The following is a 22,700-nucleotide window of genomic DNA, read 5'->3' as shown; positions in this document are numbered from 1 at the left end:
CCGAATACTACGCCTTGCTAACTACTTTTTCAGTCCCAGTGGTTGAAGAGGGCCTGGCCGAGACTCTCCGGTTTCCAGTACTTCATGTCCCCCGGCTGGATCCAGGGCCACTCCGCCAGGTCGAGTTCACCCTGAAGCTGCGCGAAAGTGAGCGGCTGGACGCCGGGAAGAAGTTCACCCAGCACGGCCAGGAGCTCCGGCAGGTCGGCGAAGGCGATCGACCCGTAGGCGACGGGTGCTTCGGCGATGGCGAGTCCGTCCCACCGCTTCCCCGGGACATCCCATTTGGACTTGTGGTCGTACCACGCCCGCGTCCACAACACCGCGACCGTGCGCTCGCCGTGAATGAGGTGGCCCTGGTCGAAGTTCCCCTCCGTCGCCCACGGCACGAACCCGGCGACCCGGCCACCGGTCCGCCTGGCCGCCTCGTAGCAGGCTCCGCGGAATTCCTTCTCCTCCGTCACCCACCGAAACTAGCGTCGGGAGGCGACCGGGGTGTCATGGTTTTCGAGCGTCACCGCGTTGGCCGCGCGCGAGGTCAGCCAGGTGAACACCTTGGTCATCGGCCGCGAACCCAGCACCCGGTACAGGAAGTTCCGGTAGCCGATCATGAGCCGTGACTTCGGCACGAGGAACGTGCCGATTCCGGCCGCCTGCTTCTGCGAGACCTTCACCGGCCCGCGCAGTTTCTCTTCGTACCGCGCGAAAGCGGCCTCGTGGTCGCCACGCGCGGCGGCGAGTTCTCCCGCCAGGATGTACGCGCCCATCATCGCGAGCCCGGTGCCCGAACCGCCGGGACCGGCGCAGTACGCGGCATCCCCGAGCAGCACGATCCGGCCCCGCGACCACTTGTCCAGGTGGATCTGGCTGAGCGAATCGAAGTACAGGTCATCGGCGGCCTCGAGTCCTTCGAGCAGCACCGGGACTTCCCAGCCGAAGTCGGCGAACCGTTCCGCGACCAGGCGCTTCTGCCCTTCGACGTCGCGCCGGTGCACGTCCACCGTGCCGGACGCGAAGATGCAGCCGACATTGAGGACCGCGCTGTCGCGGCCGCTGCTGAGCATCACCGTCCGGCCCGGGACGCTGCAGATCAGGCCGAGGTGATCGAGGCCGAGGTGGTTGGGCACGGTGAAACCCGCGGTGTGGAAGCCGAGGTCGGTCCGGAACAGCTCTTCGTCGCCGAACGCCAGCCGCCGGACGCCCGAGTGCAGTCCGTCCGCGCCGACGACCAGGTCGAACCTGCGCGAATCACCCCGAGCGAAGGTGACGTCGACGCCATCCGAAACCTCGTCCAGCCCGGTGATCCAGTCGCCGAAGACGTATTCGACGTCGTCCTTCGTGTGCTCGTAGAGGATGCGGGTCAGGTCTCCGCGCTCGATCTCGACTTCGCCGCTGAAGAACACCGACGGCATCTCGGCGACCTTCTTGCCTCTCGAATCGACGATGACCTGCGCGCCCATCGCGGTTTCCTTCGCGCGGACGTCCTCGAGGATGCCCATGCGCTTCAGCAGGGCCATCTGCTCGCCGCGGAAATCGACAGCACTCCCGCCTTCGCGCAGGGCCGGGGCGCGCTCGACGACGGTCGGCACGAAGCCGCGCTCCCGCAGCCAGAAGGCGAGGGCCGGACCCGCGATGCCGGCGCCGGAGATCAGAACGGTGGTCGTCATGGCTGCTCCCAGTGGGTTCGTGGTGATGGGAACGACCGTACGGCAGATTTGCACGCTTGGTCAAGCCGCTTGGTTAAACCAAATGGATAAACCGGATGGCCTAGGATTCCGGGCATGGGCAATCGCGAGGACCTGATGGCGGGTGCCATCCAGTGCTTGAAGGAAAAAGGCTGGTCACGCACGACGGTGCGGGACATCGCGACGGCGGCCGGGGTCAGCCACGCGGCGATCGGCTACCACTTCGGATCGCGTGAAGCCCTGCTGCTGACCGCGTTCTCGCAGGCGATGGACAGCTGGGGCAAAGAGATCCAGCTGGAGATGATGAGCGCTGTCGACCCGCACGCCTCGGCCGACGAGCAGTATCGAGCCTCGTGGCGCGCGATGATCGACTCCTACGGGCGCAACCGGCAGCTGTGGATCGCCTCCATCGAGGCATTCGTACAGTCAGAACATCATCCTGAGCTGCGGAAACAGCTCGCCGCCGCGCAGCGCGAGGGCCGCCGCGGGATGGCGGCCGGCATCCTCGGCATCGACGAGGACACCCTCACCGAGGCGGACGAGCGCCGGGTCGGCGCGGTGGCCACGGCCCTGAATTCGGGCGTGATGCTCCAGCACATGCTGGACCCGGAAAACGGCCCCACGGCCGAGGAGGTCGTGGACGGGCTGATGACGCTCGTCTCGCTCGTGTCCTGAGCGGTCAGGAAACGGCGACCTTCCGCCGCTGCGCCGCCCGCGGCCGCCCGACGCCCTGCCACGACAGGCCCGCGTCGAGGATCCGTTGCGGCTCCAGGAGATTGCGCGTGTCGACGACCGAGTCGCCGTCCATCTGCTCGGCCATGTAGGTCCAGTCGAGCCGCTTGAACTCGTCCCATTCCGTCAGCACGACGACGGCGTCGGCCGCCTTCGCGACCTGATACGGATCGTCGACCACGGTCATCCCGGCGATCTGGCCGCCGACGGCCGGGTCGTAGGCGGTCAGTTCCGCGCCGAGCGCGCCCAGCACGGAAGCGACCGCGAGGGCGGGCGAGTCGCGCAGGTCGTTCGTCCCGGCTTTGAACGCCAGCCCGAGGAGGCCGATCCGCGAACCGGCCAGCGTGCCGCCGACGGCACCGGCGATCTTCGCCACGATCCGGTCCCGCTGCGCGATGTTCTCTTCGATCGCCGAGGTCAGCAGCGTGAAGTCGTACTGCACGGACTCGGCGACCCTGACCAGCGCGCTGGTGTCCTTCGGCAGGCACGAGCCGCCCCAGCCGGGGCCGGGCTTGAGAAACGAGCGGCCGATGCGCCGGTCGTAACCCATTCCTTCGGTGACCAGGTCGATGTCCGCGCCGAGGCGTTCGCACAGTTCGGCGATCGAGTTCACATAGGACAGTTTCATCGCGAGGAAGCAGTTCGCCGCGTACTTCACCAGTTCCGCGCTGGCCGCGTCGGCGACGACGACCGGGGCGGCGAGATCGGCGTAGAGCTCGCCGACCCAGCGGGCGGCCGCGACGTCGTCCGAGCCGACGACGATCCGGTCCGGGCCGAGGAAGTCCTCCACCGCGGTGCCCTCACGCAGGAACTCCGGATTCGACACGACCGGCACGTCCGTGCGGCCGAGCATCGCCTGAATGCGCTTGGACGTCCCCACCGGGACGGTCGATTTGGTGATCAGCGCGCAACCCGAAGGGATGACATCGCCGATCTCGGTGGTCACGGCTTCGACGGCCCGCAGATCCGCCGAACCGCCCGCGCCCATCGGCGTCGGCACACAGAGGAAAACGGCCTCCGCGTCGCGGACGGCGTCGCGCGCGCCGACCACGAAATTGAGTCTCCCGCTGGTCAGCCCCCTCGCCACCAGCTCGGACAATCCCGGCTCCAGGATGTCCACCCGTCCGGCGGAGAGCCTTGCGACCTTCGCCTGGTCGACATCGACGCAAGTGACTCGATGCCCCAGGCCGGCCAGGCAGGCCCCCGTGGTCAATCCGACGTAACCGGTCCCCACCACCACGATCCGAGCAGCGCTCATGCTGCTGAAGGTGACAGCCGGAGTTGACCTCCGAGCGAACGGAATGCTTCAGGACCGAATACTCCTCACGACATGCTGCGCACCGACGTGAGCCAGCACACCCACCCCACCGATGCGAACGAGCGTTAACCTAGGACCCGGTCACCGACGAAAGGGAGAACATGCAGATCACCGATACCGCGGCGCTCGTCACGGGTGGCGCGTCGGGGCTCGGCGGTGCGACCGCGAAGGCGCTCGCGGCGAAGGGCGCTCGGGTCTTCGCGCTGGACCTCGCCGGTGCCATCGCCAACGCCGAGCAGGTCGAAGGCGTCACCTACGTCGAAGCCGACGTGACGGACCCGGAGCAGGTGCGGACCGCCGTCGCGACCGCCGCCGAATCCGGGGTGCCGCTGCGGACCGTGGTGAACTGCGCCGGGATCGGGCCGTCCGCGCGGATCCTTTCGAAGAAGGGCCCGCACGATCTAGCCCTGTACGCGAAGGTCGTCCAGATCAACCTGATCGGCTCCTTCAACGTGCTGACGCTGGCCGCCGAGGCCATCGCGAAGACCGAACCGCTGGCCGACAACGCGCGCGGCGTCATCATCAACACCGCGTCGATCGCGGCCTTCGACGGCCAGATCGGGCAGGTGGCGTACTCGTCGTCCAAGGGCGGCATCGTCGGGATGACCCTGCCCGCCGCGCGCGACCTCGCGTCGCACGGGATCCGGGTGCTGACCATCGCGCCGGGCATCGTCGACACCCCGATGCTGGCGACGGTGAGCGACGAGTTCCGCGCTTCACTGGCCGAAGGCATCCCGTTCCCGAAGCGGCTCGCACGGCCGGACGAGTACGCGCAGCTCGCGCTGTCGCTGATCGACCACGACTACCTGAACGGCGAGGTCGTCCGGATGGACGGCTCGCTGCGCATGGCTCCTCGCTGAGGCGAAGGGGACTTTCCTCGCACGGGATGCGGGAAAGTCCCCTTCAGCTCTCTCAGGCGCGAATCAGCCGGACGTCCAGGCTGATCCCCTCGGTGGTGATCTCGCAGGTCCGGAACGCGGTTTCGGCCACCAGCCCGCTGAAGGCGACAGGCGTGTACGCGCGCCGCCGGAGCTGGGTGAGCGCCTGCCGGACGCCGAGCGCGGCCAGTTTCCCGAGCTTCATGCTCTCGACATCACGCACGATGTCGCCATCGGTCGCGTCCCGGTTCATGTCCTGCACCACGGCCGTACCGCCGGGACGCAGCACGCGGTACATCTCGTCGAGCGATTTCACCGGCCACACGAAGTTCTTGAACGCGGCCTGGCAGACGACGAAGTCGAAGGACTCGTCGTCGAACGGCATCCCCGCGACATCGCCCTCGCGGAAAGCGGCGTCGACGCCCTGAGCCCGCGCGTACTCACTCGCGATCTCGACGAACGTCGGCGCGACGTCCAGGCCGGTGACGGAGAACCCGAGCCTCGCCAGTTCGACGGCGAAGTAGCCGGGGCCGAAGGCGACTTCGAGGATCTTCGCGCCTTCCGGCAGGTCCGCGGTGAGCTCGCGCGCCTGCTTCCGCCAGTGTTCGAGCTGCGGTTCGGTGCCGCGCTGCCGGGCGTAGTTGCGCGCCAGCGCGCCGCCCATCTCCGGCATGAGCTTGAACCGCTTTCTGTCCTTGATGTTCGACATGATCACTCCAGGTTGATTTCCCGGAGCCCGGCTATTCTCAAGATGCCGTCTCGTGGCCGGGTTCCGGTTGCGGGATCGTCACCCCGGCGGGGTGCTGCAACACCTCGCCGGGGATCTTTCAACCGCCGTCGGACGGCGGCTCTCCGGTCTCGTGGAAGGTCCGCCATTCGGCGAGCCCCGGCATCGAGCCGGAAGTCAGTTCCCCGAGGATCGAGCGGACCCATTCGGCTTCCGCCGCCCGGATCGCCAGGTGGTACTCGACCTCGAGCAGCATCAGCCGCGGAACCTCCTCGAGGAACCGCGCCAGTTCGGCGCGCATCGAGGCGATCTCCTCCTCCAGCGCCGCCAGCCTGGTCCGGAACAGGGCGATCACCTCGTCCGGTCCGAGCCACGCCATGACCGACAGGCCGGCGACGAACTTCGGCTCCTCCGGGGCGAGCTCGGCGAGCAGTTCGCGCAGCCAGTCGAACAATTCGTCACGGCCGGCGTCGGTGATCCGGTACACCGTGCGCTCGGGGCGGGCGCCGTCGCGGCTGCTTTCGGCGGCCTCGATGAAGCCGTGTTTCCGCAGGTTGCCGACCACCGTGTAGAACGAGCCCCATTTGATCCCCATGTCGCGGTCCTTGCCGCGCGACTTCAGGATCGAAGCCATTTCGTACGGATGAGCAGGCCGTTCCCGCAGCGTGGACAGAATCGCCAACGCCAGCAGATTCCCGACCTTCCGCCGCTTCAACCACGCCTCCTCGTATGCGAGTACTCGTCAACGAGTATCCGCAGAGGCGGACGAGAGCGCAAGTCCCGGTCGACGGGAGATCAGAGGTCGTTCATGTACGGCACGGACGTCTGCGCGTGGTCGGTCATCCACTTCCGCAGCGCGTGCGTCGCCAGGACGTCGTCCTCGTTGTAGCGCAGCAGGCGCTCCCGCTGGAGGTCGTCCGGGACACCGCCGTCCATGCCGACGGCGTCGCGATACCAGCTCATCGACGCCTCGCCGCCCGCTTCCGGGTCGCGCCACGCGAAGCCCGCGACCGGGGCGATCACCTTGAGTCCCTTGCCGTGCGAGCAAAGGAACTGGTCGGTGACGCTGCGGAAGAGGTCGATCCACTCCTCGGAGTCCACAAAGGACGCGATCTCGGCCTTCGACGGTACGCCCGGGTACTCGCCGAACCTGGACACGGAACCGAAGAGCCAGCGGTTCTCGGCGAGCGCGTTGTAGCAGTAGGCGCGGAAGGTCAGGCCCGCCGCGAGGGTGCGCTCGCGGACGTCGGTGAACCAAGCCCAGAACTCCGCGAAAGACCGGGCCTCGTCCGCTGTCGGCAGCGGCTCCCAAGTCGCGAAGGCGCGGTAACCCTGCTCGACCCCGATGTCGGCGCCGGTCAGCAGCGATCCCCAGAGGTACGCGCCGGAATCACCGAAGCTCTCCATGTCGACGTCGACCTCGACGTCGCCGCGTGAGACCTCGATGCGGTCAACCTTGCGCACCATCGTGAGATCGGCGAGCCAGGCGCGCGCGAGGATGATCGCGTCGGCGAAGGTGCCGCCGGTCCAGTTCATCGGCGGGGGTTCGTCGGCCGGATCGAGTGCGGCCAGTTTGTCCACTGTGGACACCCCGGCGCGGCGGAGTTCCATCGCGTCCTCGCCGCGGACGACCAGGCTGACGTCTCGGGTCTCGGTGAGCACGACCTCGCACGTCGGCCACCAGGGGCAACGACGGCATTCGAGGACACGGGACGGTTCGGCGAGCGGCTCTTCGCCCTCGGCGGCCGCGCTCGCGATGGCGAGCCTGTCGGCGAAACGGCTCTGGTACTCCGTCAGGGCGCTCCGGCCTCCTGGCCAGGTGCCCGCGGACAGGTCGTGCCAGACGACGACGTCCGCGTCGAGTCCGATGACCCCGCCGATGGCGCGGTGTCCTTCGTGCTGCCCGAGCGCTTCGAGCATCCGGTAGAGATGCGCGAGCCGCATCTGGTCCCGCGGCTGCGAGCGGACCTTTCGCGCCGGATCGGGCAACCGGTTCGCCGGTTCGAGGTCGGTCATCACCGTGGTCGGCGCGCCCGCGCCGCGATCGGTGATGCGGTGCCGCACGACCAGCACCGGCACGTACCCGGCGCCGGTGCGGACCAGCAGTTCGGAGCCGCCACGCCGGTGACCCGCGCGATCCACCGGGAGCAACGCGCCCCAGATGTAGTGCGCTTCGGCGGCGAAGGCCTCTTCGGTGAGCTGCACGCGCTCGGCGGCGGGGAGGTCGCGAGGGATCTTGACCCAGCTCGCGTCCGGTCCGGTGGCGTCCATGAGCCGCTGCACGATGGCCTCGCGATGCGCCGACGCGTCGGCGATCCGCTGCTGCGCGGCGGGGTCCGGCGGGGCGAGCGGAACCTCGCGCATCGCCGGATCGTGTTCGAGGTGCACGCGACGCCGGCAGCGGCTCACCGCTCCCGCGTCCAGTAGCACCTCGTTACTCACGGACAACACTCTAGAAGGCGACCGGCAAGCCGACATGCCCGCCACTTCGGGGACCAGTAAGTTCGTCAGTGACACAGCGTGGGAGGTGCCATGGCGCGCAAGGCCAAAGCCGTCGAGGCCGAAGGCAGGATCACCCCGAAGAAGGCGAAGAACGCCGTCGCGGTGGCCAAAGTGCTCGGTCCGGCCGTACTGCCGGTGATCGCGCCGTACGCCGTTCGAGCGGCGGGTGCCGCACGAGAGCTATACGACCGTTATCAGGCGAAGAAGCTCGGCGTCGCCGTCGACCAGCTCGGGGAGTTCAGCGGACGCGGTGCCGCGCTGCACGCGCGGATCGCCGGGCTGACGCAGGGGCTCGCGGAGCTGAAGAAGTCCGCGAAGGCGACCGACGCCGACGTGTCCTTCGCGAAGGACACTCAGGGGACGCTGGAGCAGCTTTCGGCGACCGTCCGCGCTTCGGAGCGGATGCCCGCGGCGCGGCGGAAGGCGGCGCACCGCGCCGTCGCCGGGGAGCTGGACCAGCTCGAAGGCAAGCTTCTCCACCGCCTAGGGATCTAACTCAGGACACAACGGCGGCTGAAGGGAACCTTCCCCGCATGCCACGCGGTGAAGGGAGCTTTCCCCCATGACATGCGGGGAAAGCTCCCTTCAGCCCCGAGCGGGTCGGGACCGCGCCAACTCGGCCGAGAACGGTCTCCCCAAGGGCGCCCCGCGCCCGACGGAGACTTCACCCGTCGAGCGCCCTCTTTCGGGCCGAAGGCCCACGGAAACGTGATGAAGGGGCGCCCTCCGCACCCACCGCGAGGTGGACACGGAACGGCGCCCCTTCGGCACGTTTACGTCAGCGCTCGATCAAGAAATAAAGCCCTTCTTCTTCATCCACTCGTAGGCGACCTCGCCCTGGTCACGGCCGTCGACGTCGACCTGCTTGCACAGTTCGACCATCTGCTTGTTGTCGAGGGCGGCGCCGACGGCTTCCAGCGGTCCGCGGATTTCCGGATACTGCTTCAGGAATTCCGTCCGCAGCGTGGGTACGGCGTTGTACTGCGGGAACGCCTTCTTGTCGTCTTCGAGGACGCGCAGGTTCAGCCCGGCGATGCGGCCGTCGGTGGTGAAGATCTCGCCAATCGGGCAGGTCCCGCTCGCCACGGCCGAGTAGATCGTGCCGATGCCGAAGTTCTTGATCACCGGGTTCTGGAATCCGTACGCCCGCACGGCGGCGGGGAAGCCGTCCTGGCGGCTGGTGAATTCGGTCTCCAGGCAGAACACGCCCTGATCGGGTTTCTGCTTGAGGAACGTCGCCAGATCGGACGTCGTCTTCAGGTTGTTCGCCGCGCCGTAGGCCTCTGTGACCGCGAAGCCGTACTGGTCGTTCAGCGGCGAGTAGTTCAGCCAGGCGACGCCGAACTTCGCCTCGTCGGCCGCCTTCGTGGCTTCGTACTGCGCTTGTTCCCCGCCGGGGACGGGGAGTTCGTTGCCCTGGTAGTTGATCCAGCCGGTGCCGGTGTACTCCCAGGTGACGTCGGTCTGGCCGGCGAGCAGCGCCTGCCTCGACGAGTTCGAGCCCTTGATGTCGGTCAGGTCGATGACGTCCGCGCCCGCCGCGGAAAGCGCCATTTCGGCCATGTAGCCCAGGATGATGTTCTCGGTGAAGTCTTTGGACCCCACCGTCACCTCGACCCCCTTGAGCGAGTCGATGGGCTTGATCGAACCGGGTTCGATCTTGTACGGCAGCGCGGTGTTGACCTCGAGCCCGCACGCGGAAAGCGTGCCGCACAACAGGACCACGCCGAAGATCGCCTTCATTCGCATGTCAGCGCAGTCCCTTCGGTCCGAAGAACTGTTCCGCCACCGCGCCGAGCCAGTCCACCAGCAGCGCCAGTGCGACGGCGAGCACCGAGCCGGTGATCAGCACCTTCGTCAGGTTGAGCTTGTAGCCGGTGTCGATGAGCAGGCCGAAACCGCCGGCGTTGACGAACATGCCGAAGGTCGCCGTGCCGACGGCCAGCACCAGCGAGGTCCGCAGGCCCGCGAGGATCAGCGGGACGGCCAGCGGGAGCTCGACCCGCCACAGCACGCCGGAGGCCGACATGCCGATGCCGCGGCCCGCGTCGATCAGGGACGGGTCGACCTGCTGCAGGCCGACCATCGTGTTGCGCAGCACCGGAAGCAGTGAGTAGAACGCCAGCGGCAGCGCCGCGACCCACAGTCCGCCGGTCGCGCCGGTGACGATGAACCACAGCACCAGCACACCGAGCGCGGGCGCGGCCTGGCCGATGTTCGCGACAGCCAGGAACACCGGCGCCGCCCACTTCGCATACGGCCGCGTCACGATCACGCCGAGCGGCACCGCCACGACGACCACGATCGCGGTCACCACGACGGTCATCGCCAGGTGGTCGCGCAGCGCGGTGAACAGCCCGGCGGCGTTGAGGGTCGCCTTCTCCGTCGCGGTCAGCTCGCCGGCGAACACCCAGATCAGCACCCCGGCGACGATCAGCAGCACCACCGCGGGCTGGGCGAACAGCCGGACCCGCTCGGCGCTTCTCGACGAGGACTCGGTGGAGAACCCGGTATCGACGGCCGTCATGCGGTCACACCTTCCGCCGGGTTGTCGTCCGAGTGCTCCTCGCGCAGTTGCTGGATCGTCGAGATGACCGTGTCGAGCTCGATCGTCCCGGCGTACTCACCGCGAGCGCCGGTCACGGGGACGCTGCCGCCCTCGGCGAGCATGGCTTCGAGCGCGTCCTGCAGCGTCGACTGGAGGCTGACCGAGTCGCGCAGCGGCTTGCCCGCGGTGGCCAGCGACGTCGCCTTGGTCAGCTCGCGGACGTGCACCCACCGCATCGGACGACGGCGCTGGTCGAGCACCAGCACGAAATGCTTGCGCTGCTGGGTCAGCTTCTCGCGTACGTCCGACGGCGATTCGCTGACCGCCGCCGTCAGCGCGTCCTGCTTCAACTCGACGTCGCGGACCCGCAGCAGCGTCAGCTGCTTCAGCGAGGCACCGGCGCCGACGAAACCGGCGACCGTGTCGTCGGCCGGATTCGCGAGGATCGCGTCCGGGGTGTCGTACTGGAGGATCTTCGACTGGTTGCCGAGTACCGCGATCTTGTCGCCGAGCTTCACGGCCTCGTCGAAGTCGTGGGTGACGAAGACGATCGTCTTCTTCAGTTCGGTCTGCAGCCGCAGCAGCTCGTCCTGCAGGTTGCCGCGGGTGATCGGGTCGACCGCGCCGAACGGTTCGTCCATCAGCAGGACCGGCGGATCCGCCGCGAGCGCCCGCGCGACGCCGACGCGCTGCTGCTGTCCGCCGGAGAGCTGGCGCGGGAAGCGGTCGCGGAAATCGGACGGGTCCAGCCCGACCAGGTCCATCATCTCCTCGACCCGGTCGTTGACCTTCTTCTTGTCCCAGCCAAGCAGGCCGGGCACCACCGCGATGTTCTGCGAGACGGTGAAGTGCGGGAAGAGACCGGCCTGCTGGATCGCGTAACCGATACGACGGCGCAGCGTGTCGACGTCGAGCTTCAGCGCGTCGTCACCGCCGATGGTGATCCGGCCGGACGTCGGCTCGATCAGCCGGTTGATCATCCGCATGGTCGTGGTCTTGCCGCAGCCGGACGGGCCGACGAAGACCACGATCTTGCCCGCGGGCACCACCATCGAGAACTCGTCGACCGCGGGCTCCCGGGTGCCGGCGTAGCGCTTGCTGACGTTCTCCAGCTCGATTTCGACGCCGGATACGGTTTCAGGAGACTCAGCCACGGACACCCCTAGAGACGGTCAAACGGTTGATCAGGACGTAAACGGCGTCGAGGATCAGCGCCAGGACGACCACGCCGAGCGTCCCGGTCAAGGCCTGGTTGAGGGAGTTCGTGCTCCCCGCGTTGGTGAGGCCGGAGAAGACCTCCGAGCCGAGGCCCGGGCCCTTCGCGTAGGCCGCGATGACCGCGATGCCCATGAGCATCTGCGTCGCGACCCGCATCCCGGCGAGGATCGCGGGCCAGGCGAGCCGCAGCTCCACCCTGGTCAGCACGCCGGCACGGCTCATGCCGATGCCGCGTGCCGCGTCACTGACCGCTGGATCGACGCCGCCCAGCCCGACGATCGTGTTCCGCACGATCGGCAGCAGCGCGTACAGCACGAGGGCGATGACGGTGGTGTTCGCACCGAGGCCGAACACTGGGATGAGGAGGCCCAGGAGGGCGAAGGAGGGGACGGTGAGGATCGTGCTCGCCAGCGCCGTGGCCACGGCCGACCCGATCGGGCTGCGGTAGACGGCGACGCCGATCACCACGCCGAGCACGGCGGCGATGATCGTGCACTGCACGACCGCGCTGACATGGAGAAGCCCTTGGAGGGCGAGTCTGTCCCACCGATCCGAGATGTACTCGAAGAGGTTCATCGCGTGCTGGTTCTCCCGCCGCCTCTGGGTGAGACTCCTCACCCATTCGGAGTAGCTGTATCGGGAGCCTGACTACCCAGAACGCTCGCGGTCAAACCCCTGTTTACCGCTTCTTGTCTTGCAAACCTTCCCCATTCGGCCCAATTGGGCAAACGCACGCGCCGCCCCGGCGGTGTCTTTCTCACTGCTCAACAGCCGGGAGGACGTCGACCACTCGGCCGTACGTCGAATACCCTCACCCCGTGAGCAAGGGAAGCCATCACCGAAGCGCGTTACGCGCTGTACGTGGCGGTTTACTCGGCGTAAGCTCAGCGGCGCTTGCCGTGACCGCTCACGTGATCGGGGACGGCGAAGTACCCGATACGGCGATGACGTTGTTGCTCACCGTGCTGATCGGCTGGAACGCCGCCGCGCTCGCCGCGAAGGCGCGCGGACCGATGGCCACGATCGTCGACCTCGGCGCGGGCCAGGTCGTGATGCATCTCGTGCTCAGCTCGCTGAGCAGTCACGAACTGCGGCACGACGAAGCGGCGCCCGTCTCGGGCGGGCTCGCCATGACCGTGGCCCACGTCGCCGCGACGCTGGTCACCGCGCTGCTGCTGGCCAAGGCCGACGGACTGCTGCTCGGCGTCCTCGCCTGCCTCCGCGCGCTGGTCCCGTTCATCCTCAACGCGCTCCCGGTGCCCGCCGCGGTGCCGTCCCGGGTGCTCGCCCGTCCGGCGGGCCCCGGCCACCTCGTGCGGGTGGACCTCCGCCGCGTCCACGGCAGGCGCGGTCCGCCGCTGTTCTCCTGAACCCCAGCTCATTCCCCGTACCGCGGCGAGGTCCCCGAACCCGCCGTCTTCATCACGTTCAGGAGTTTTCGTGTCCAACAACGTCTACAAGCGCGCCGGATTCCTGGCCGCCACCATCGGCATCGCCGGTCTGCTCTCGGCGGGGGTCGCTTCGGCCCACGTCACCGCCAACGTCTACGGCCCCCAGCCGTCGAAGGGCGGCTACGGCTCGATCTTCTTCCGCGTTCCCAACGAGGAGAAGGACGCCGGCACCGTCAAGGTCGAGGTCGCCCTCAAGCCCGAGTACGCCCTCAGCTCGGTCCGCACCAAGCCGATCCCCGGCTGGAAGGCCGAGGTCGTCAAGTCGAAGCTGCCCGCTCCGGTGACCACCGCGTCCGGCACCCAGATCACCGAAGCCGTCACCAAGGTCTCCTGGACCGCGGAGCCGGGCACCAAGATCGCCGCCGGTTCGACCGAGTTCCAGGAGTTCCAGATCAGCGCGGGCCAGTTCCCGACCAACGTCGACGCGCTGGAGTTCCCGGCCACCCAGACGTACGAGAACGGCAAGGTCGTCGAGTGGAATCAGCCGACCCCGGCCTCCGGTGAGGAGCCGGAGCACCCCGCGCCGAGCGTGAAGCTCGCCGAGAAGAGCGCGGACGGTCACGGCGGCGGTGGCCACGGCACCGACGCGAAGGCCTCCGAGGAGTCCCACGCTTCCTCGTCTTCCGACAACACCGCCCGTTGGCTCGGCGGCGCGGGCCTGGTCGTCGGCGCGCTCGGCCTCGGCGTCGGCGCCGGTGCCACCCTGCGCGCGCGCCGCGCCACGGCCGTCTCCAGCAAGAGCAACACCGAGGGAACCGAGTAAATGCGTAAAGCGATCGTCGCGCTGGCGATCACCGGGGTGGCGTGGCTCGCCACCGCCACCCCGGCGCTGGCGCACAACGTCCTGATCTCCTCGGACCCGGCGAAGGGCGCTTCGATCGCCACCGGGCCCGCGAAGATCACTCTCACGTTCGACCAGTACGTCCAGAACGCGAACGTCAACCAGATCGCGGTCATCGGACCGGGCGGCGGCCAGTGGGCCGAGGGCCAGGTCGAGGTCCGCGACAGCGCCGTGACCGTGCCGCTGCGGCCGCTCGGCCCGGCGGGCGAGTACAAGATCGGCTACCGGATCCTGTCCGCGGACGGGCACGCCGTGACCGGTGAGGTGCCGTTCACCCTCACCGCCGCGGGCACCGGCACCCCGGCGGCCGCCGACGCCGCGCGCAGCAACGCGGGTCAGGCCGAGACGACGCCGGCGACCGGCGGCGAAGGCTCGTCCGGAGTCCCGATCTGGGTGTGGATCGCGGGCGCCGTCGTGCTGCTCGCGGTCGGGCTGACCGTCGCCCTGCGCACCGGCGCGGGTGACAAGGAGAAGAGCGGGTCATGACACAGACCGAGACCACCTCGCGCGCCCGCGTCGCCGTCCTGTTCTGCGTGGTGACGGCGGGCATCGTCGGTGCGCTGATCGGTGTCGCGCTGACGGCCACCGCCCCGGTCCCCGGGGTCGCGCAGGTCAGCGAGGTGGTCTCGGTCTCCATCCCGATCGTGCGGGTACTGCTGGACATCTCGGCGGTCGCCACGATCGGGCTCGCCCTGCTTTCGGTCTTGGTCGGCTACGACCGGCCGAAGCTCTCCGAGCCGATCATGCGGCTCGCGCGGCCCGCGAGTGTCGCGGCCGCGCTGGTCTGGGCGACCACCGCGCTCGTCGCGCTGATCCTGCAGACCGCCGAGTACCGGCCCGGCTCCAGCACGCTGTCGATGTCGGACGTCGGGAGCTACATCGCCGACGTCGGCGCGGGCAAGGCGCTGCTGATCGTCGCGGTGCTGGCGCTGCTGCACGCGGGACTCGGCATCCTCGCGCTGAAGCACGGCGAGAAGGTGCCCGCCGAGGTCCGCGTCGGGCTGGGCCTGTTCGCGCTGCTGCCGCTGCCGGTCACCGGGCACGCGTCGAACTGGAACTACCACGACTACACGATGATCTCGATGGAACTGCACGTGATGAGCGCCGTCGCCTGGACCGGCGGGCTCGGCGCGATGACGGTGCTGCTCATCGGGAACCGGACACTGCTGGCACACGCGCTCCCGCGGTTCTCCAAACTGGCGACGCTGTGCCTGATCCTCGGCGCGGCGACCGGCCTGTTCAACGGGCTCATCGAGATCTCGCTCAACCCGTCGCTCGGCTTCTGGGAAGGCGTGTTCACCACGCCGTACGGACAGCTGGTGCTGCTCAAACTGTTGTGCACCGGAGTGATCGCGGGCCTCGGCGCGTACACGCGCTGGAAGCTGATGCCGCGGATCATCCGGCACAACCGCACGGCGCTGGCCGCGTGGGCGACGCTCGAACTGACCGTGATGGGGCTGGCCTTCGGTTTCGCCGTCGTCCTCACGCGCGCGCCCGTCGTCCCGACGACCTAGTTCTCGACCGCGTACCGCAGCAAAACCACGCCGTTCTCGAACGCGGTCGCCTCGACCGGCTTCAGATCCCGCCGATCCTGGAAGACACGCGTGCCCTTGCCTCGCGACACCGGGCAGACCATCATCCGGACCTCGTCGACGACACCGGCGTCCAGCATCGACCACATGAGCGTCAGGCTCCCCCACAGCCAGAGGTCCCTGCCCTCCTGCTCCTTGAGGTCCCGGATGGTGGCGGCCGGGTCGCGGGTCACGGTCGCGGCGGAAAAGTCACCCCAGGGTGCGTCCTCCAGCTTCGACGAGGCGACGAACTTGGTGAGGTTGTTGACCTTCTCGCCGTACTCGCCCTGCTCTTCGGCGTTGGGCCAGTAGTCCTTGGACATGGCGTAGGTGTTCGCGCCCAGGATCATCGTGTCGACCGAGTCGATGAAGCCCATCACGCTCGCTTTGAACGCGGGCTCGGTCTTCTCCGAGAACGGCTCCCCGGACACGAAGCCGAGCCCGCCGTCCTCCTCCGCGGCGATGTTGTCGACGGTGACCCACTGCTGGACGATGAGCTTGCGCATGGCTTGTCCTCCCTGTTCCCGCGACCACTTCCGGCCGCGGCTGCCCCAGGGACGAAGCCGTCACGCGGATCTCTACATCCCGGCCGGAACTTTTTTGACCAGCGCGACGACCATCAACGTCTCGGTGGACTCGGGCTCGAAGCGAACGTCGGCGACCTCGGACAACTCCTCGTTGAGGTTCACCCGGCCGTCGTGATTCCAGACGACGAGGGCATCGCCTTCGCGGCAGAAGTTCCACTGGTGCAACCCGTAGTAGTTCTCGCGTTCGCCCTCGTTCACGTTGAGCATCAGCACGGCGGCGTGGCCCGGCTTGACGACCTCGAGCATCTGGCGGGCGCCGAGCACCGGGTCGTACACGTGGTCCAGCGCGTTCTGGCAGTACGCGAGGTCGAAGTGGTCCGCCGGGAACACCTCGGAGAGCTTCTCCACCTCGGCCTCCTCGGTGGCCACCAAAGGAGTCAGCTCCAGTTCGCCGAGGAGGGTGCGGTACTCATCGGCGAGCGGGTCGACCGGGGTGATCTCCACCGTGCGACCGGGCCATTCCTTGCCGACGCAGGTCAGCGGGCCCGCACCGACGTCGAGGATGCGCACGGTCGCCCCCTCCGGCGCGAAGGGCTCGAGGTTCCGCGTCAGATGGGGTTGATTCCGCAGGTCCGAGTCCGGCCTCGTCCGCCAGCCGTAGTCATCGAAGCCTTCGCCGGCGAAGGCTTCGGAACCACCCGACAGCCAGATCCTCCAGTGATTCAGCTCGTCCGACAGTCCTTCTTGCCAACGGGTCTTGCCACTCGTCTCCATGAAACTCCTTCTTACCCACGGTCGTCGTTACCCACCTTGCTCCAAACGGCCGCATTTGACCGATTTCACTGTCCTCTTCGGATCGCCACCGCGATGCTCTACGCGATCGCTGGGGTAACCCGAAGAGGGGATAGTGGATGGGCAGCCCGATTCCGGGTGAAAGCGAAGTCGGCACCGCGCGGGTTCCGCGTCAGCGATCGGCGGTCCGGCTCACCAGACAGGAGAGTTCGGGCCCGCGGCAGTTGCCGCCCGTGCCCGCGCATTTCACCAATCGCGCGGCCGAGCTCGAGGTGCTCGAAAAGCTGCTGGCCCAGGACGACGCCGACGGACCGGCGGTGCACCTGATCAGCGGTCAGGGCGGGATCGGGAAGACCGCGCTGGCCGCCGCGTGGGGCCGCCACCTCGGTGACCGGTTCCCGGACGGCCACCTCTGGGCGGATCTCGGCGGGTTCAGCACCAACGGCCCGCTCACCGCGAGCGAAGCGCTCGGCCGGTTCCTCCGGGCGCTGGGTGTCCCGCCGGAGGGGCTGCCCGCGGACGTCGAGGAACTCACCGCCCTCTACCGCACGACGACCGCCGAGCGGCCGCTGCTCGTACTGCTCGACAACGCGGGGTCGACCGAGCAGGTGCTGCCCCTGCTGCCCTCCTGTGGCGACAGCGTCGTGATCGTGACTTCGAGGCGCCGCCTCGGCAGGCTCCAGACCGAACACCGCGCGAAGCTGATCGAGCTGGCCCCCTTCGGCTCCGCGCACAGCGCCGAACTGCTGGGCCGGGCCGTCGGCACCCAGCGGATCGGCGCCGAAGCCGGCCAGGCGCAGGCCATCGCCGAGCTGTGCGGCGGTCTGCCGATCGCCCTCACCACGATCAGCGCCAAGCTGGCGGGGCGGCCGAAAATGTCGCTCGCGAAGATCGCCACCGAGCTGGGGAAGGAATATCGTCGACTGGCCACGCTCTCGACGAAAGAGGCGCAATCGGTGGAAGCCAGCTTCAACCTGTCCTATGACGAACTGCCCTCGGACGCGGCGGCGCTGTACGCGGCACTCGGACTGCACCCCGGCCCCGACTTCGGTGTCGGCGTCGCGGCCGCGTCGATCGCCGTCCGCGAGGAGGTCGCCGACGACCTGCTGGACCAGCTCGTCGACGTCGGGTTGCTGATCGACCGCGGCGACGACCGGTACACCTTCCACGACCTCGCGCGGCTGCACGCCAAGGAGAAGACGGCGGGCAACGAGTACGACCGCGACATCGCCGTGCGCCGCATGCTCGAGTGGTACCTGTTCGCGGCGTCCGCGACCGCCGACCTGACCACGCCCGACCAGGACGGCATCCCGTATCGCTACGAGTACCGGCCGTCGACGCCGACCTCGTTCGACACCCGCGAAGAGGCGCTCGCCTGGCTGGAGCTGGAACGCGAGAACCTCATCGCCGCCGTCGAAACGGCCCACGACTGGCAACTGCCGGAGCTCGGCTGGCAGCTTGCCGCCGCGATGTGGCCGCTTTTCCTGCTGCGCAAGCACTATCCGGACTTTCTGCGGGTGAGCGAGATCGGCGTCCGCTGCGCGGTGGCGTGGGGCAACGTCTCCGCGGAGGCGCTGATGCGCAACCGGGGTGGCGCCGCGTGCCGCGGCACCGGGCGGTACGACGACGCCGTCCGGCACTACCTGGCCGGACGCGACGCCGCGCGGACGGCGGGCAACCACGTCGTCGAGATCCGGTCGGTCGAAGGGCTCGGCCTGGTCGCCCTTCAGCAGGGCAGGCTCGACGAAGCGATCGAGTGGTTCACCGAGGACCATCTGCTCAGCGAGCGGCAGGACCGGCCGCACGACGTCGGGCTGGCGCTGATCAACCTCGGCGCGACCCGCGTCCGTGCCGGACAGGCCGAAGCCGCGATCGCCGACCTCACCCGCGCTCGCGACGTCCTCGCGGGCGACGACTACAACGTGGCCCGCGCCCGGATCGAACTCGGCCGCGCCCTCACGGTCACCGGTGACTTCCCGGCCGCGCGGGCCGAGCTCGAACCCGCACGCGCCACCATGAAGGCGAGCGGTTCGCGCTTCGAGGTGGCCAGGACGCTTCTCGCGTTCGGCGAGATCGCCGAGGCGGACGGTGACCGGGAGGAAGCCCGGCTCCTCTACGACCAGGCTTTGCCGATTTTCGTCGGCCTGGGCCGCCCGGAGGCTGACGCTCTGCGTACGCGTTTGGAACAGCTGTGACCCGACGGCACCGATCGATACGCAACGACAAGGTGAACTAAGCGCGCTAAATAACGGTGCGTAGCTGCAAGTTGCACATTTGGGGGAGCGCTGAGCCAATAGAAGTGATCAGCCCGGGCGAATTCGTGACCGTTTGACCGGCGAATTCAGGCAAGCGACGAACGGTCATTCGTCGTCGGCGAATGCACGTGCAGATCGCTTTCCCGGGTGACTCAGCGATACCGGTTCCAGCGGGCGCCGGTACGCCCGTTCCGGAGATCGTCCAACCGTTTTCGCAGCTCATCGCGCACGCTGGGATGACTGCGGAGAATCGGGAGAACACTCGTGGTGAGCTTCAGTTCACGGATTGCCCGCAGTACGGAGAACCCGGACCACGTCGTCACGTCGAATCCGTACCGCTCGGCGAACACGCGATAGCGGGCAGGTGGATCACCGAATCGTTCATGGCCGACGGCGAGCGGCGTCAGGTCCCATTCCGGCGGCCCGACACAGGACGAATCGAAATCGCACAGCACCGGCCCGCCCGGCCCCGGGATCACGTTCCCGGTGTGCGCGTCCCCGTGGACGAGGCCCCTCGGCAGGGGGAAGTCGAGTGTTTCGAGGGCGGCCTCGACCTCGAAACAGCGCTCGAGCAGGAACCGGCGGTCTCCGTCGTCCAGCTCCTCCGCGTCCGAAACCCGGGCGCGGATCGCGGCGAACGGCGCCCACTCGGCGAGCCCTTCGGGCGGCTCGAGCGCGTGGACCCGGCGCAGCAGCGCGGCGAGATCGGCGGACTTCGCCTTCCGGCCGCTCTCCGGCACTTTCCACCAGACCGTCACGAGATGCTCGCCGACCGGCAGCGGCTGGTCGAGGCCGGGAACCAGGCGGATGGCGGGCACCTCGTGCCGTTCGAAATGCCGCGCGACCCGCACGACCGTGCCGACGCGGTGCCGCAGCAGGGTGGAGCCGACGATCCGGACGACGAACGGCGCGCTCGCCAGCTCGTAGACGGCGTTGTTGGTGAATCTCAGCAGCCGGGCGCCTTCGGGGTCCACGCCCAGCTGTTCGCACGTCCGCCCCAGGGCTTCACGCAGTTTGCCGGGCGTGAACCGGCCCTGCTCAGGCGGCGTAGAAGGAGTTGAGGCGATCGGCGAGGTCACGGGCGTCGGCGTTGTTCCGGCGGCGTTCCGCCTCGACCTGCAGCGGCCTCATCCGGTCCTTCACCCGCTCGGACTTGATGCCCTCGGCGGTGTCGACGGCCTTCGAGCCCACCTTGGCGCCATGATCGAGATCGCCTTCGAGCAGGTGATTCGTGGCCAGCGCGCTGAGCATGAACGTCTTGCTGCGGGCCATGTCGTCGTCGTAGGACTCGACGGCCTTGGTCAGCGCCGGGATCGCGTACTTGGTGTGCTCGGCGTTCTTCGCGGCGAGCACGGTGTGCACGGTGCCGATCATGGCGTAGACGTCGGTCTCGGTGAAGAACTTGACCCAGGACTCGGCCTCGGCCAGGTTGGCGCGGGCGAATTCGTCCTTGCTCCGGCCGAGCAGCTTCACGGCCTGCTCCTCGTTGCCCATCATCGCGTAGGCCCACGCCTCGTTGGCGCAGAGCACGGCGACCGCCAGCTCGGAGCCCGATTCCTGGGCGGCGATCTGGCCGAGCTGGAACAGTTTCAGCGCGTCGTTCGGAGCGTCCTGGTGCAGGTAGACGCGGCCCATCCGGTAGAGGACGTTGGCCACCAGCGGATGGTTGTCGCCCTGTTTGGCCAGGTCCAGCGCGTTCGCGAAATGGCCGCGCGCGGAGTCCATGAGGCCGGTGTCGAAGGACGTCCAGCCCGCCAGGCTGTGCAGATCGGCGAGCGCGACGAACAGGCGGTTCTTGACCATCTCGGTGCCGTTGGACTCGAGCATCTGCTGTCCCCAGGACAGCTGCGCGACCACGGCGTCGCGGCAGAAACCGCCGCCGTACTGGTAGTCGAGGGACCGGAGCGCTCTGGTCGCGGCTTCCACCTGGCGGACGTCGGTCATGCCGATCCGCCCGGGGGCGGGCGTCTTCGCCGGCCCGGCCGACCACGTACCCGATTCCGGACCGAACACCGCCGCGCCCATCGTGACCTGGGCGGCGTGCGCGAGGAACCTCCGTCGCTTCACGGACTCGTCCTCCTCCGCCTGCTGGCCGTCGGCAGCGCCGACGACCTTGATCGCTGTCGCCTCGTCATAGGCGAGACCCATGTATCCCCGGGGGACACCAAGGCCGTCAGCGATGCGGGTGAGCACGTCGTACGCCATCACCTGGCGACCTTTGAGGATCTCGGACACCTCGGACTGCGACTGGCCGGTCATCGCGGCGATCTGGCGCTGCGAAACACCGTGCTTGCGCAACAGGCGGTACACGGACGAAATCTCCCGTGTGGCCAGTGCGGCTCGCATCTCCGGCTGCTCCCAGGCATCCGGCGGCACGGGGTGACTCTGGCGGCTCTTGGAGTCCGAGCCGGCGACAGCGCCGCCACCGATACTGGCGTCCATTGCGCCCCCTCACAGTTCCGTTGGGGTCTAGAAACAGCGTAGGCACACCTATTCAACCGTGCGAAACACCGGAATGCCCGTCGTGATCGGCCCGGCAGAAGTCGTTTGACCGCTTACCGTGAAACCTCGTCCGGTCACCGCTATGACGGCGGTTCGACCTTCTATCGCACTCGGTTTCACATCACTGTAGTTGTCAGATCTCCGTGACCGACCAGCCACCGGCCGCGATCACGGAGAGCTACCAAGTCTCCGAACCCCCTAGGTGCGGATACGCGGTCACGAAGACGACGTGGAACGAGAGAGCGGAGAAGAGCCAGTGGAGTTCGTGGACTCGATCGCAACAGGCTCCATCACCGCGGGACGGCCCGGTATGGCCACGCGCCACCTGCGTGCGGCCGGCCCGGCCGGTCAGCAGACGGTGGGTGTCACCCGTCCGGTCTCCCCTTCCGCCCCGGTCGACCCCCGTACCGCGAGTGTGCGCCGTTACGAAGGCGGACAACTGGTTTGGCGGGTGCAGTGCGGCGATCTCATCAGCCGCGAGCGCGCCGTCACCGTGTTCGTCGAAGACAACCAGGTGGTTCTCGTCTCGCCGCCCGGAGAGACGGCGCGCATGACGTCCGGCCAGCTCGGACAGCTCAGGGCCGCGCTCAACGAAGCCGCCAAGATGGCGGAAAGGTAACGGTGAGTTCTCCGTGGATCAGGTCCTAGGGCAAGTCCTCCGCAACGCGGTTTGGGAACGCCTCGACATGCTCTCCGATCTCGCGAACCGGGCCGACGCGCAGTCGCTCGTCTCGGTCGCCCGCTCGGAGCTCCCCCGGTTGACCGAAGGCTGGCGCGCGATGCTGCAGGCGCACGAGCCCGACGAGCGCGGGGATTGCCCCACCTGTTCGACCCGCTGGCACAAGTGCAAGGCCCCCTGCTCGGTTTGGCAGGTCGCGCACGAGCACCTGGTCGCCGGTGGCCTCGCCCCCCAGCAGACCGCGGCCACCCAGGACCACCGGCGGGAAGCCCGTCGTCGTGTCCCTGGTCAGACTCGCGGTGTGAGCGCCGGCGAAACCACTGGCAGGCACGCGCTGGTCAACCCGCGCAGGCCTGCCATCGGGGGCGTGCACGCTTGAAAGAGTGCGCGACCCGCAGACTCTCTTTGAAAGAGACTGCTTGAAAGCCAGGCGAGTGAACGGCGGTCCGAGCGCCCCCTCGGCAACCACGCCAC

The 22,700-nt window shown here is 68.4% G+C and carries 24 protein-coding genes; 10 read left to right on the top strand and 14 right to left on the bottom strand.

Annotation, left to right across the window (positions count from 1 at the left end; all coding sequences use genetic code 11):
- Positions 1 to 29: 29 nt before the first annotated feature.
- A complete protein-coding gene (locus HDA45_RS21470; RefSeq protein WP_184898050.1) occupies positions 30 to 464 on the bottom strand; it encodes a hypothetical protein in 435 nt (144 codons plus the stop codon).
- A 9-nt stretch (positions 465 to 473) separates the two neighbouring features.
- Entirely contained in the window at positions 474 to 1,667 is a 1,194-nt protein-coding gene (locus HDA45_RS21465; RefSeq protein WP_184898048.1) for an FAD-dependent monooxygenase, read from the bottom strand.
- A gap of 114 nt (positions 1,668 to 1,781) precedes the next feature.
- On the opposite strand from HDA45_RS21465, the gene HDA45_RS21460 reads away from it, so the two are divergent.
- On the top strand, positions 1,782 to 2,360 hold the full coding sequence (locus HDA45_RS21460; RefSeq protein ID WP_184898046.1) for a TetR/AcrR family transcriptional regulator: 579 nt from the start codon (positions 1,782 to 1,784) through the stop codon (positions 2,358 to 2,360).
- Positions 2,361 to 2,364: 4 nt separating this feature from the next.
- On the opposite strand, the gene HDA45_RS21455 is transcribed toward HDA45_RS21460, so the two are convergent.
- Positions 2,365 to 3,675, bottom strand: a complete 1,311-nt coding sequence (locus HDA45_RS21455) for a UDP-glucose dehydrogenase family protein (protein ID WP_184898044.1) — start codon at positions 3,673 to 3,675, stop codon at positions 2,365 to 2,367.
- A 161-nt stretch (positions 3,676 to 3,836) separates the two neighbouring features.
- Between HDA45_RS21455 and HDA45_RS21450 the strand changes: the two genes are divergently transcribed.
- Complete coding sequence (locus tag HDA45_RS21450) at positions 3,837 to 4,595, top strand: SDR family NAD(P)-dependent oxidoreductase (RefSeq protein WP_184898042.1); 759 nt, start codon at positions 3,837 to 3,839, stop codon at positions 4,593 to 4,595.
- 52 nt (positions 4,596 to 4,647) lie between these two features.
- On the opposite strand, the gene HDA45_RS21445 is transcribed toward HDA45_RS21450, so the two are convergent.
- The 3 genes from HDA45_RS21445 to HDA45_RS21435 all read right to left on the bottom strand — a co-directional run bounded on the left by HDA45_RS21445 (position 4,648) and on the right by HDA45_RS21435 (position 7,818).
- Positions 4,648 to 5,322: a class I SAM-dependent methyltransferase gene (locus HDA45_RS21445; protein ID WP_184898040.1), complete on the bottom strand. Its 675-nt coding sequence runs from the start codon at positions 5,320 to 5,322 to the stop codon at positions 4,648 to 4,650.
- Positions 5,323 to 5,440: 118 nt separating this feature from the next.
- Positions 5,441 to 6,055: a PadR family transcriptional regulator gene (locus tag HDA45_RS21440; protein ID WP_184898037.1), complete on the bottom strand. Its 615-nt coding sequence runs from the start codon at positions 6,053 to 6,055 to the stop codon at positions 5,441 to 5,443.
- Positions 6,056 to 6,135: 80 nt separating this feature from the next.
- Entirely contained in the window at positions 6,136 to 7,818 is a 1,683-nt protein-coding gene (locus HDA45_RS21435; RefSeq protein WP_184905879.1) for a TM0106 family RecB-like putative nuclease, read from the bottom strand.
- Between the two features lie 54 nt (positions 7,819 to 7,872).
- Between HDA45_RS21435 and HDA45_RS21430 the strand changes: the two genes are divergently transcribed.
- Entirely contained in the window at positions 7,873 to 8,337 is a 465-nt protein-coding gene (locus HDA45_RS21430; protein ID WP_184898035.1) for a DUF6474 family protein, read from the top strand.
- A gap of 294 nt (positions 8,338 to 8,631) precedes the next feature.
- Here HDA45_RS21430 and HDA45_RS21425 read toward each other — a convergent pair whose 3' ends face one another.
- From HDA45_RS21425 to HDA45_RS21410, 4 genes are read right to left on the bottom strand one after another with little or no spacing between them, the layout of a single operon-like run.
- Entirely contained in the window at positions 8,632 to 9,591 is a 960-nt protein-coding gene (locus HDA45_RS21425) for a glycine betaine ABC transporter substrate-binding protein (RefSeq protein WP_184898033.1), read from the bottom strand.
- A 1-nt stretch (position 9,592) separates the two neighbouring features.
- Positions 9,593 to 10,369, bottom strand: a complete 777-nt coding sequence (locus HDA45_RS21420) for an ABC transporter permease (protein WP_184898032.1) — start codon at positions 10,367 to 10,369, stop codon at positions 9,593 to 9,595.
- Entirely contained in the window at positions 10,366 to 11,550 is a 1,185-nt protein-coding gene (locus tag HDA45_RS21415) for an ABC transporter ATP-binding protein (RefSeq protein ID WP_378316198.1), read from the bottom strand. The genes HDA45_RS21420 and HDA45_RS21415 overlap by 4 nt, the downstream gene beginning before the upstream one ends.
- Positions 11,537 to 12,184: an ABC transporter permease gene (locus HDA45_RS21410; protein ID WP_184905877.1), complete on the bottom strand. Its 648-nt coding sequence runs from the start codon at positions 12,182 to 12,184 to the stop codon at positions 11,537 to 11,539. Before HDA45_RS21410 ends, HDA45_RS21415 begins: the two co-directional genes overlap by 14 nt.
- A 323-nt stretch (positions 12,185 to 12,507) precedes the next feature.
- Between HDA45_RS21410 and HDA45_RS21405 the strand changes: the two genes are divergently transcribed.
- The 4 genes from HDA45_RS21405 to HDA45_RS21390 all read left to right on the top strand — a co-directional run bounded on the left by HDA45_RS21405 (position 12,508) and on the right by HDA45_RS21390 (position 15,414).
- Positions 12,508 to 12,978, top strand: coding sequence for a hypothetical protein (locus HDA45_RS21405; RefSeq protein ID WP_343072125.1), 471 nt, complete (start codon positions 12,508 to 12,510; stop codon positions 12,976 to 12,978).
- Between the two features lie 70 nt (positions 12,979 to 13,048).
- Positions 13,049 to 13,822, top strand: a complete 774-nt coding sequence (locus tag HDA45_RS21400; protein ID WP_184898025.1) for a DUF1775 domain-containing protein — start codon at positions 13,049 to 13,051, stop codon at positions 13,820 to 13,822.
- Positions 13,823 to 14,386 (top strand): copper resistance CopC family protein, encoded by a 564-nt coding sequence (locus HDA45_RS21395; protein WP_184898023.1) that lies wholly within the window; start codon positions 13,823 to 13,825, stop codon positions 14,384 to 14,386. It abuts the gene before it with no gap.
- Positions 14,383 to 15,414 carry a copper resistance D family protein gene (locus tag HDA45_RS21390; RefSeq protein WP_184898021.1) on the top strand — a complete coding sequence of 344 codons (1,032 nt, stop codon included), beginning with the start codon at positions 14,383 to 14,385 and terminating at the stop codon, positions 15,412 to 15,414. Before HDA45_RS21395 ends, HDA45_RS21390 begins: the two co-directional genes overlap by 4 nt.
- On the opposite strand, the gene HDA45_RS21385 is transcribed toward HDA45_RS21390, so the two are convergent.
- Together HDA45_RS21385 and HDA45_RS21380 are read right to left on the bottom strand one after the other, a co-directional pair.
- Positions 15,411 to 15,977, bottom strand: coding sequence for a dihydrofolate reductase family protein (locus tag HDA45_RS21385; protein WP_184898019.1), 567 nt, complete (start codon positions 15,975 to 15,977; stop codon positions 15,411 to 15,413). The genes HDA45_RS21390 and HDA45_RS21385 overlap by 4 nt on opposite strands.
- 72 nt (positions 15,978 to 16,049) lie before the next feature.
- Complete coding sequence (locus HDA45_RS21380; protein ID WP_184898017.1) at positions 16,050 to 16,772, bottom strand: class I SAM-dependent methyltransferase; 723 nt, start codon at positions 16,770 to 16,772, stop codon at positions 16,050 to 16,052.
- A gap of 137 nt (positions 16,773 to 16,909) precedes the next feature.
- On the opposite strand from HDA45_RS21380, the gene HDA45_RS21375 reads away from it, so the two are divergent.
- Positions 16,910 to 18,985 carry a tetratricopeptide repeat protein gene (locus HDA45_RS21375; protein ID WP_184898015.1) on the top strand — a complete coding sequence of 692 codons (2,076 nt, stop codon included), beginning with the start codon at positions 16,910 to 16,912 and terminating at the stop codon, positions 18,983 to 18,985.
- Positions 18,986 to 19,197: 212 nt separating this feature from the next.
- On the opposite strand, the gene HDA45_RS21370 is transcribed toward HDA45_RS21375, so the two are convergent.
- A complete protein-coding gene (locus HDA45_RS21370; RefSeq protein WP_343072124.1) occupies positions 19,198 to 20,124 on the bottom strand; it encodes a phosphotransferase family protein in 927 nt (308 codons plus the stop codon).
- Complete coding sequence (locus HDA45_RS21365; protein WP_184898013.1) at positions 20,084 to 21,487, bottom strand: helix-turn-helix transcriptional regulator; 1,404 nt, start codon at positions 21,485 to 21,487, stop codon at positions 20,084 to 20,086. The genes HDA45_RS21370 and HDA45_RS21365 overlap by 41 nt, the downstream gene beginning before the upstream one ends.
- 316 nt (positions 21,488 to 21,803) lie before the next feature.
- On the opposite strand from HDA45_RS21365, the gene HDA45_RS21360 reads away from it, so the two are divergent.
- Positions 21,804 to 22,166: a hypothetical protein gene (locus HDA45_RS21360; protein WP_184898011.1), complete on the top strand. Its 363-nt coding sequence runs from the start codon at positions 21,804 to 21,806 to the stop codon at positions 22,164 to 22,166.
- A gap of 13 nt (positions 22,167 to 22,179) precedes the next feature.
- The gene (locus tag HDA45_RS21355; protein ID WP_184898009.1) at positions 22,180 to 22,605 is read left to right on the top strand and encodes a hypothetical protein; all 426 of its coding nucleotides are present in this window, start codon (positions 22,180 to 22,182) and stop codon (positions 22,603 to 22,605) included.
- The last annotated feature ends 95 nt before the right edge of the window (positions 22,606 to 22,700 follow it).

Origin of the sequence: Amycolatopsis umgeniensis (genome assembly GCF_014205155.1) — a bacterium.
GTDB classification, from domain to species: domain Bacteria; phylum Actinomycetota; class Actinomycetes; order Mycobacteriales; family Pseudonocardiaceae; genus Amycolatopsis; species Amycolatopsis umgeniensis.
This window is presented reverse-complemented; position numbering and strand designations above follow the sequence as displayed.

What these genes read in the sequence shown, in the direction of transcription:
- HDA45_RS21465 (WP_184898048.1), bottom strand. Translation starts at nt 1,667, where the DNA reads ATGACGACCACCGTTCTGATCTCCGGCGCCGGCATCGCGGGTCCGGCC.
- HDA45_RS21460 (WP_184898046.1), top strand. Translation starts at nt 1,782, where the DNA reads ATGGGCAATCGCGAGGACCTGATGGCGGGTGCCATCCAGTGCTTGAAG.
- HDA45_RS21455 (WP_184898044.1), bottom strand. Translation starts at nt 3,675, where the DNA reads ATGAGCGCTGCTCGGATCGTGGTGGTGGGGACCGGTTACGTCGGATTG.
- HDA45_RS21450 (WP_184898042.1), top strand. Translation starts at nt 3,837, where the DNA reads ATGCAGATCACCGATACCGCGGCGCTCGTCACGGGTGGCGCGTCGGGG.
- HDA45_RS21445 (WP_184898040.1), bottom strand. Translation starts at nt 5,322, where the DNA reads ATGTCGAACATCAAGGACAGAAAGCGGTTCAAGCTCATGCCGGAGATG.
- HDA45_RS21435 (WP_184905879.1), bottom strand. Translation starts at nt 7,818, where the DNA reads ATGTCGGCTTGCCGGTCGCCTTCTAGAGTGTTGTCCGTGAGTAACGAG.
- HDA45_RS21430 (WP_184898035.1), top strand. Translation starts at nt 7,873, where the DNA reads ATGGCGCGCAAGGCCAAAGCCGTCGAGGCCGAAGGCAGGATCACCCCG.
- HDA45_RS21425 (WP_184898033.1), bottom strand. Translation starts at nt 9,591, where the DNA reads ATGCGAATGAAGGCGATCTTCGGCGTGGTCCTGTTGTGCGGCACGCTT.
- HDA45_RS21420 (WP_184898032.1), bottom strand. Translation starts at nt 10,369, where the DNA reads ATGACGGCCGTCGATACCGGGTTCTCCACCGAGTCCTCGTCGAGAAGC.
- HDA45_RS21410 (WP_184905877.1), bottom strand. Translation starts at nt 12,184, where the DNA reads ATGAACCTCTTCGAGTACATCTCGGATCGGTGGGACAGACTCGCCCTC.
- HDA45_RS21395 (WP_184898023.1), top strand. Translation starts at nt 13,823, where the DNA reads ATGCGTAAAGCGATCGTCGCGCTGGCGATCACCGGGGTGGCGTGGCTC.
- HDA45_RS21390 (WP_184898021.1), top strand. Translation starts at nt 14,383, where the DNA reads ATGACACAGACCGAGACCACCTCGCGCGCCCGCGTCGCCGTCCTGTTC.
- HDA45_RS21385 (WP_184898019.1), bottom strand. Translation starts at nt 15,977, where the DNA reads ATGCGCAAGCTCATCGTCCAGCAGTGGGTCACCGTCGACAACATCGCC.
- HDA45_RS21380 (WP_184898017.1), bottom strand. Translation starts at nt 16,772, where the DNA reads ATGGAGACGAGTGGCAAGACCCGTTGGCAAGAAGGACTGTCGGACGAG.
- HDA45_RS21375 (WP_184898015.1), top strand. Translation starts at nt 16,910, where the DNA reads ATGGGCAGCCCGATTCCGGGTGAAAGCGAAGTCGGCACCGCGCGGGTT.
- HDA45_RS21365 (WP_184898013.1), bottom strand. Translation starts at nt 21,487, where the DNA reads ATGGACGCCAGTATCGGTGGCGGCGCTGTCGCCGGCTCGGACTCCAAG.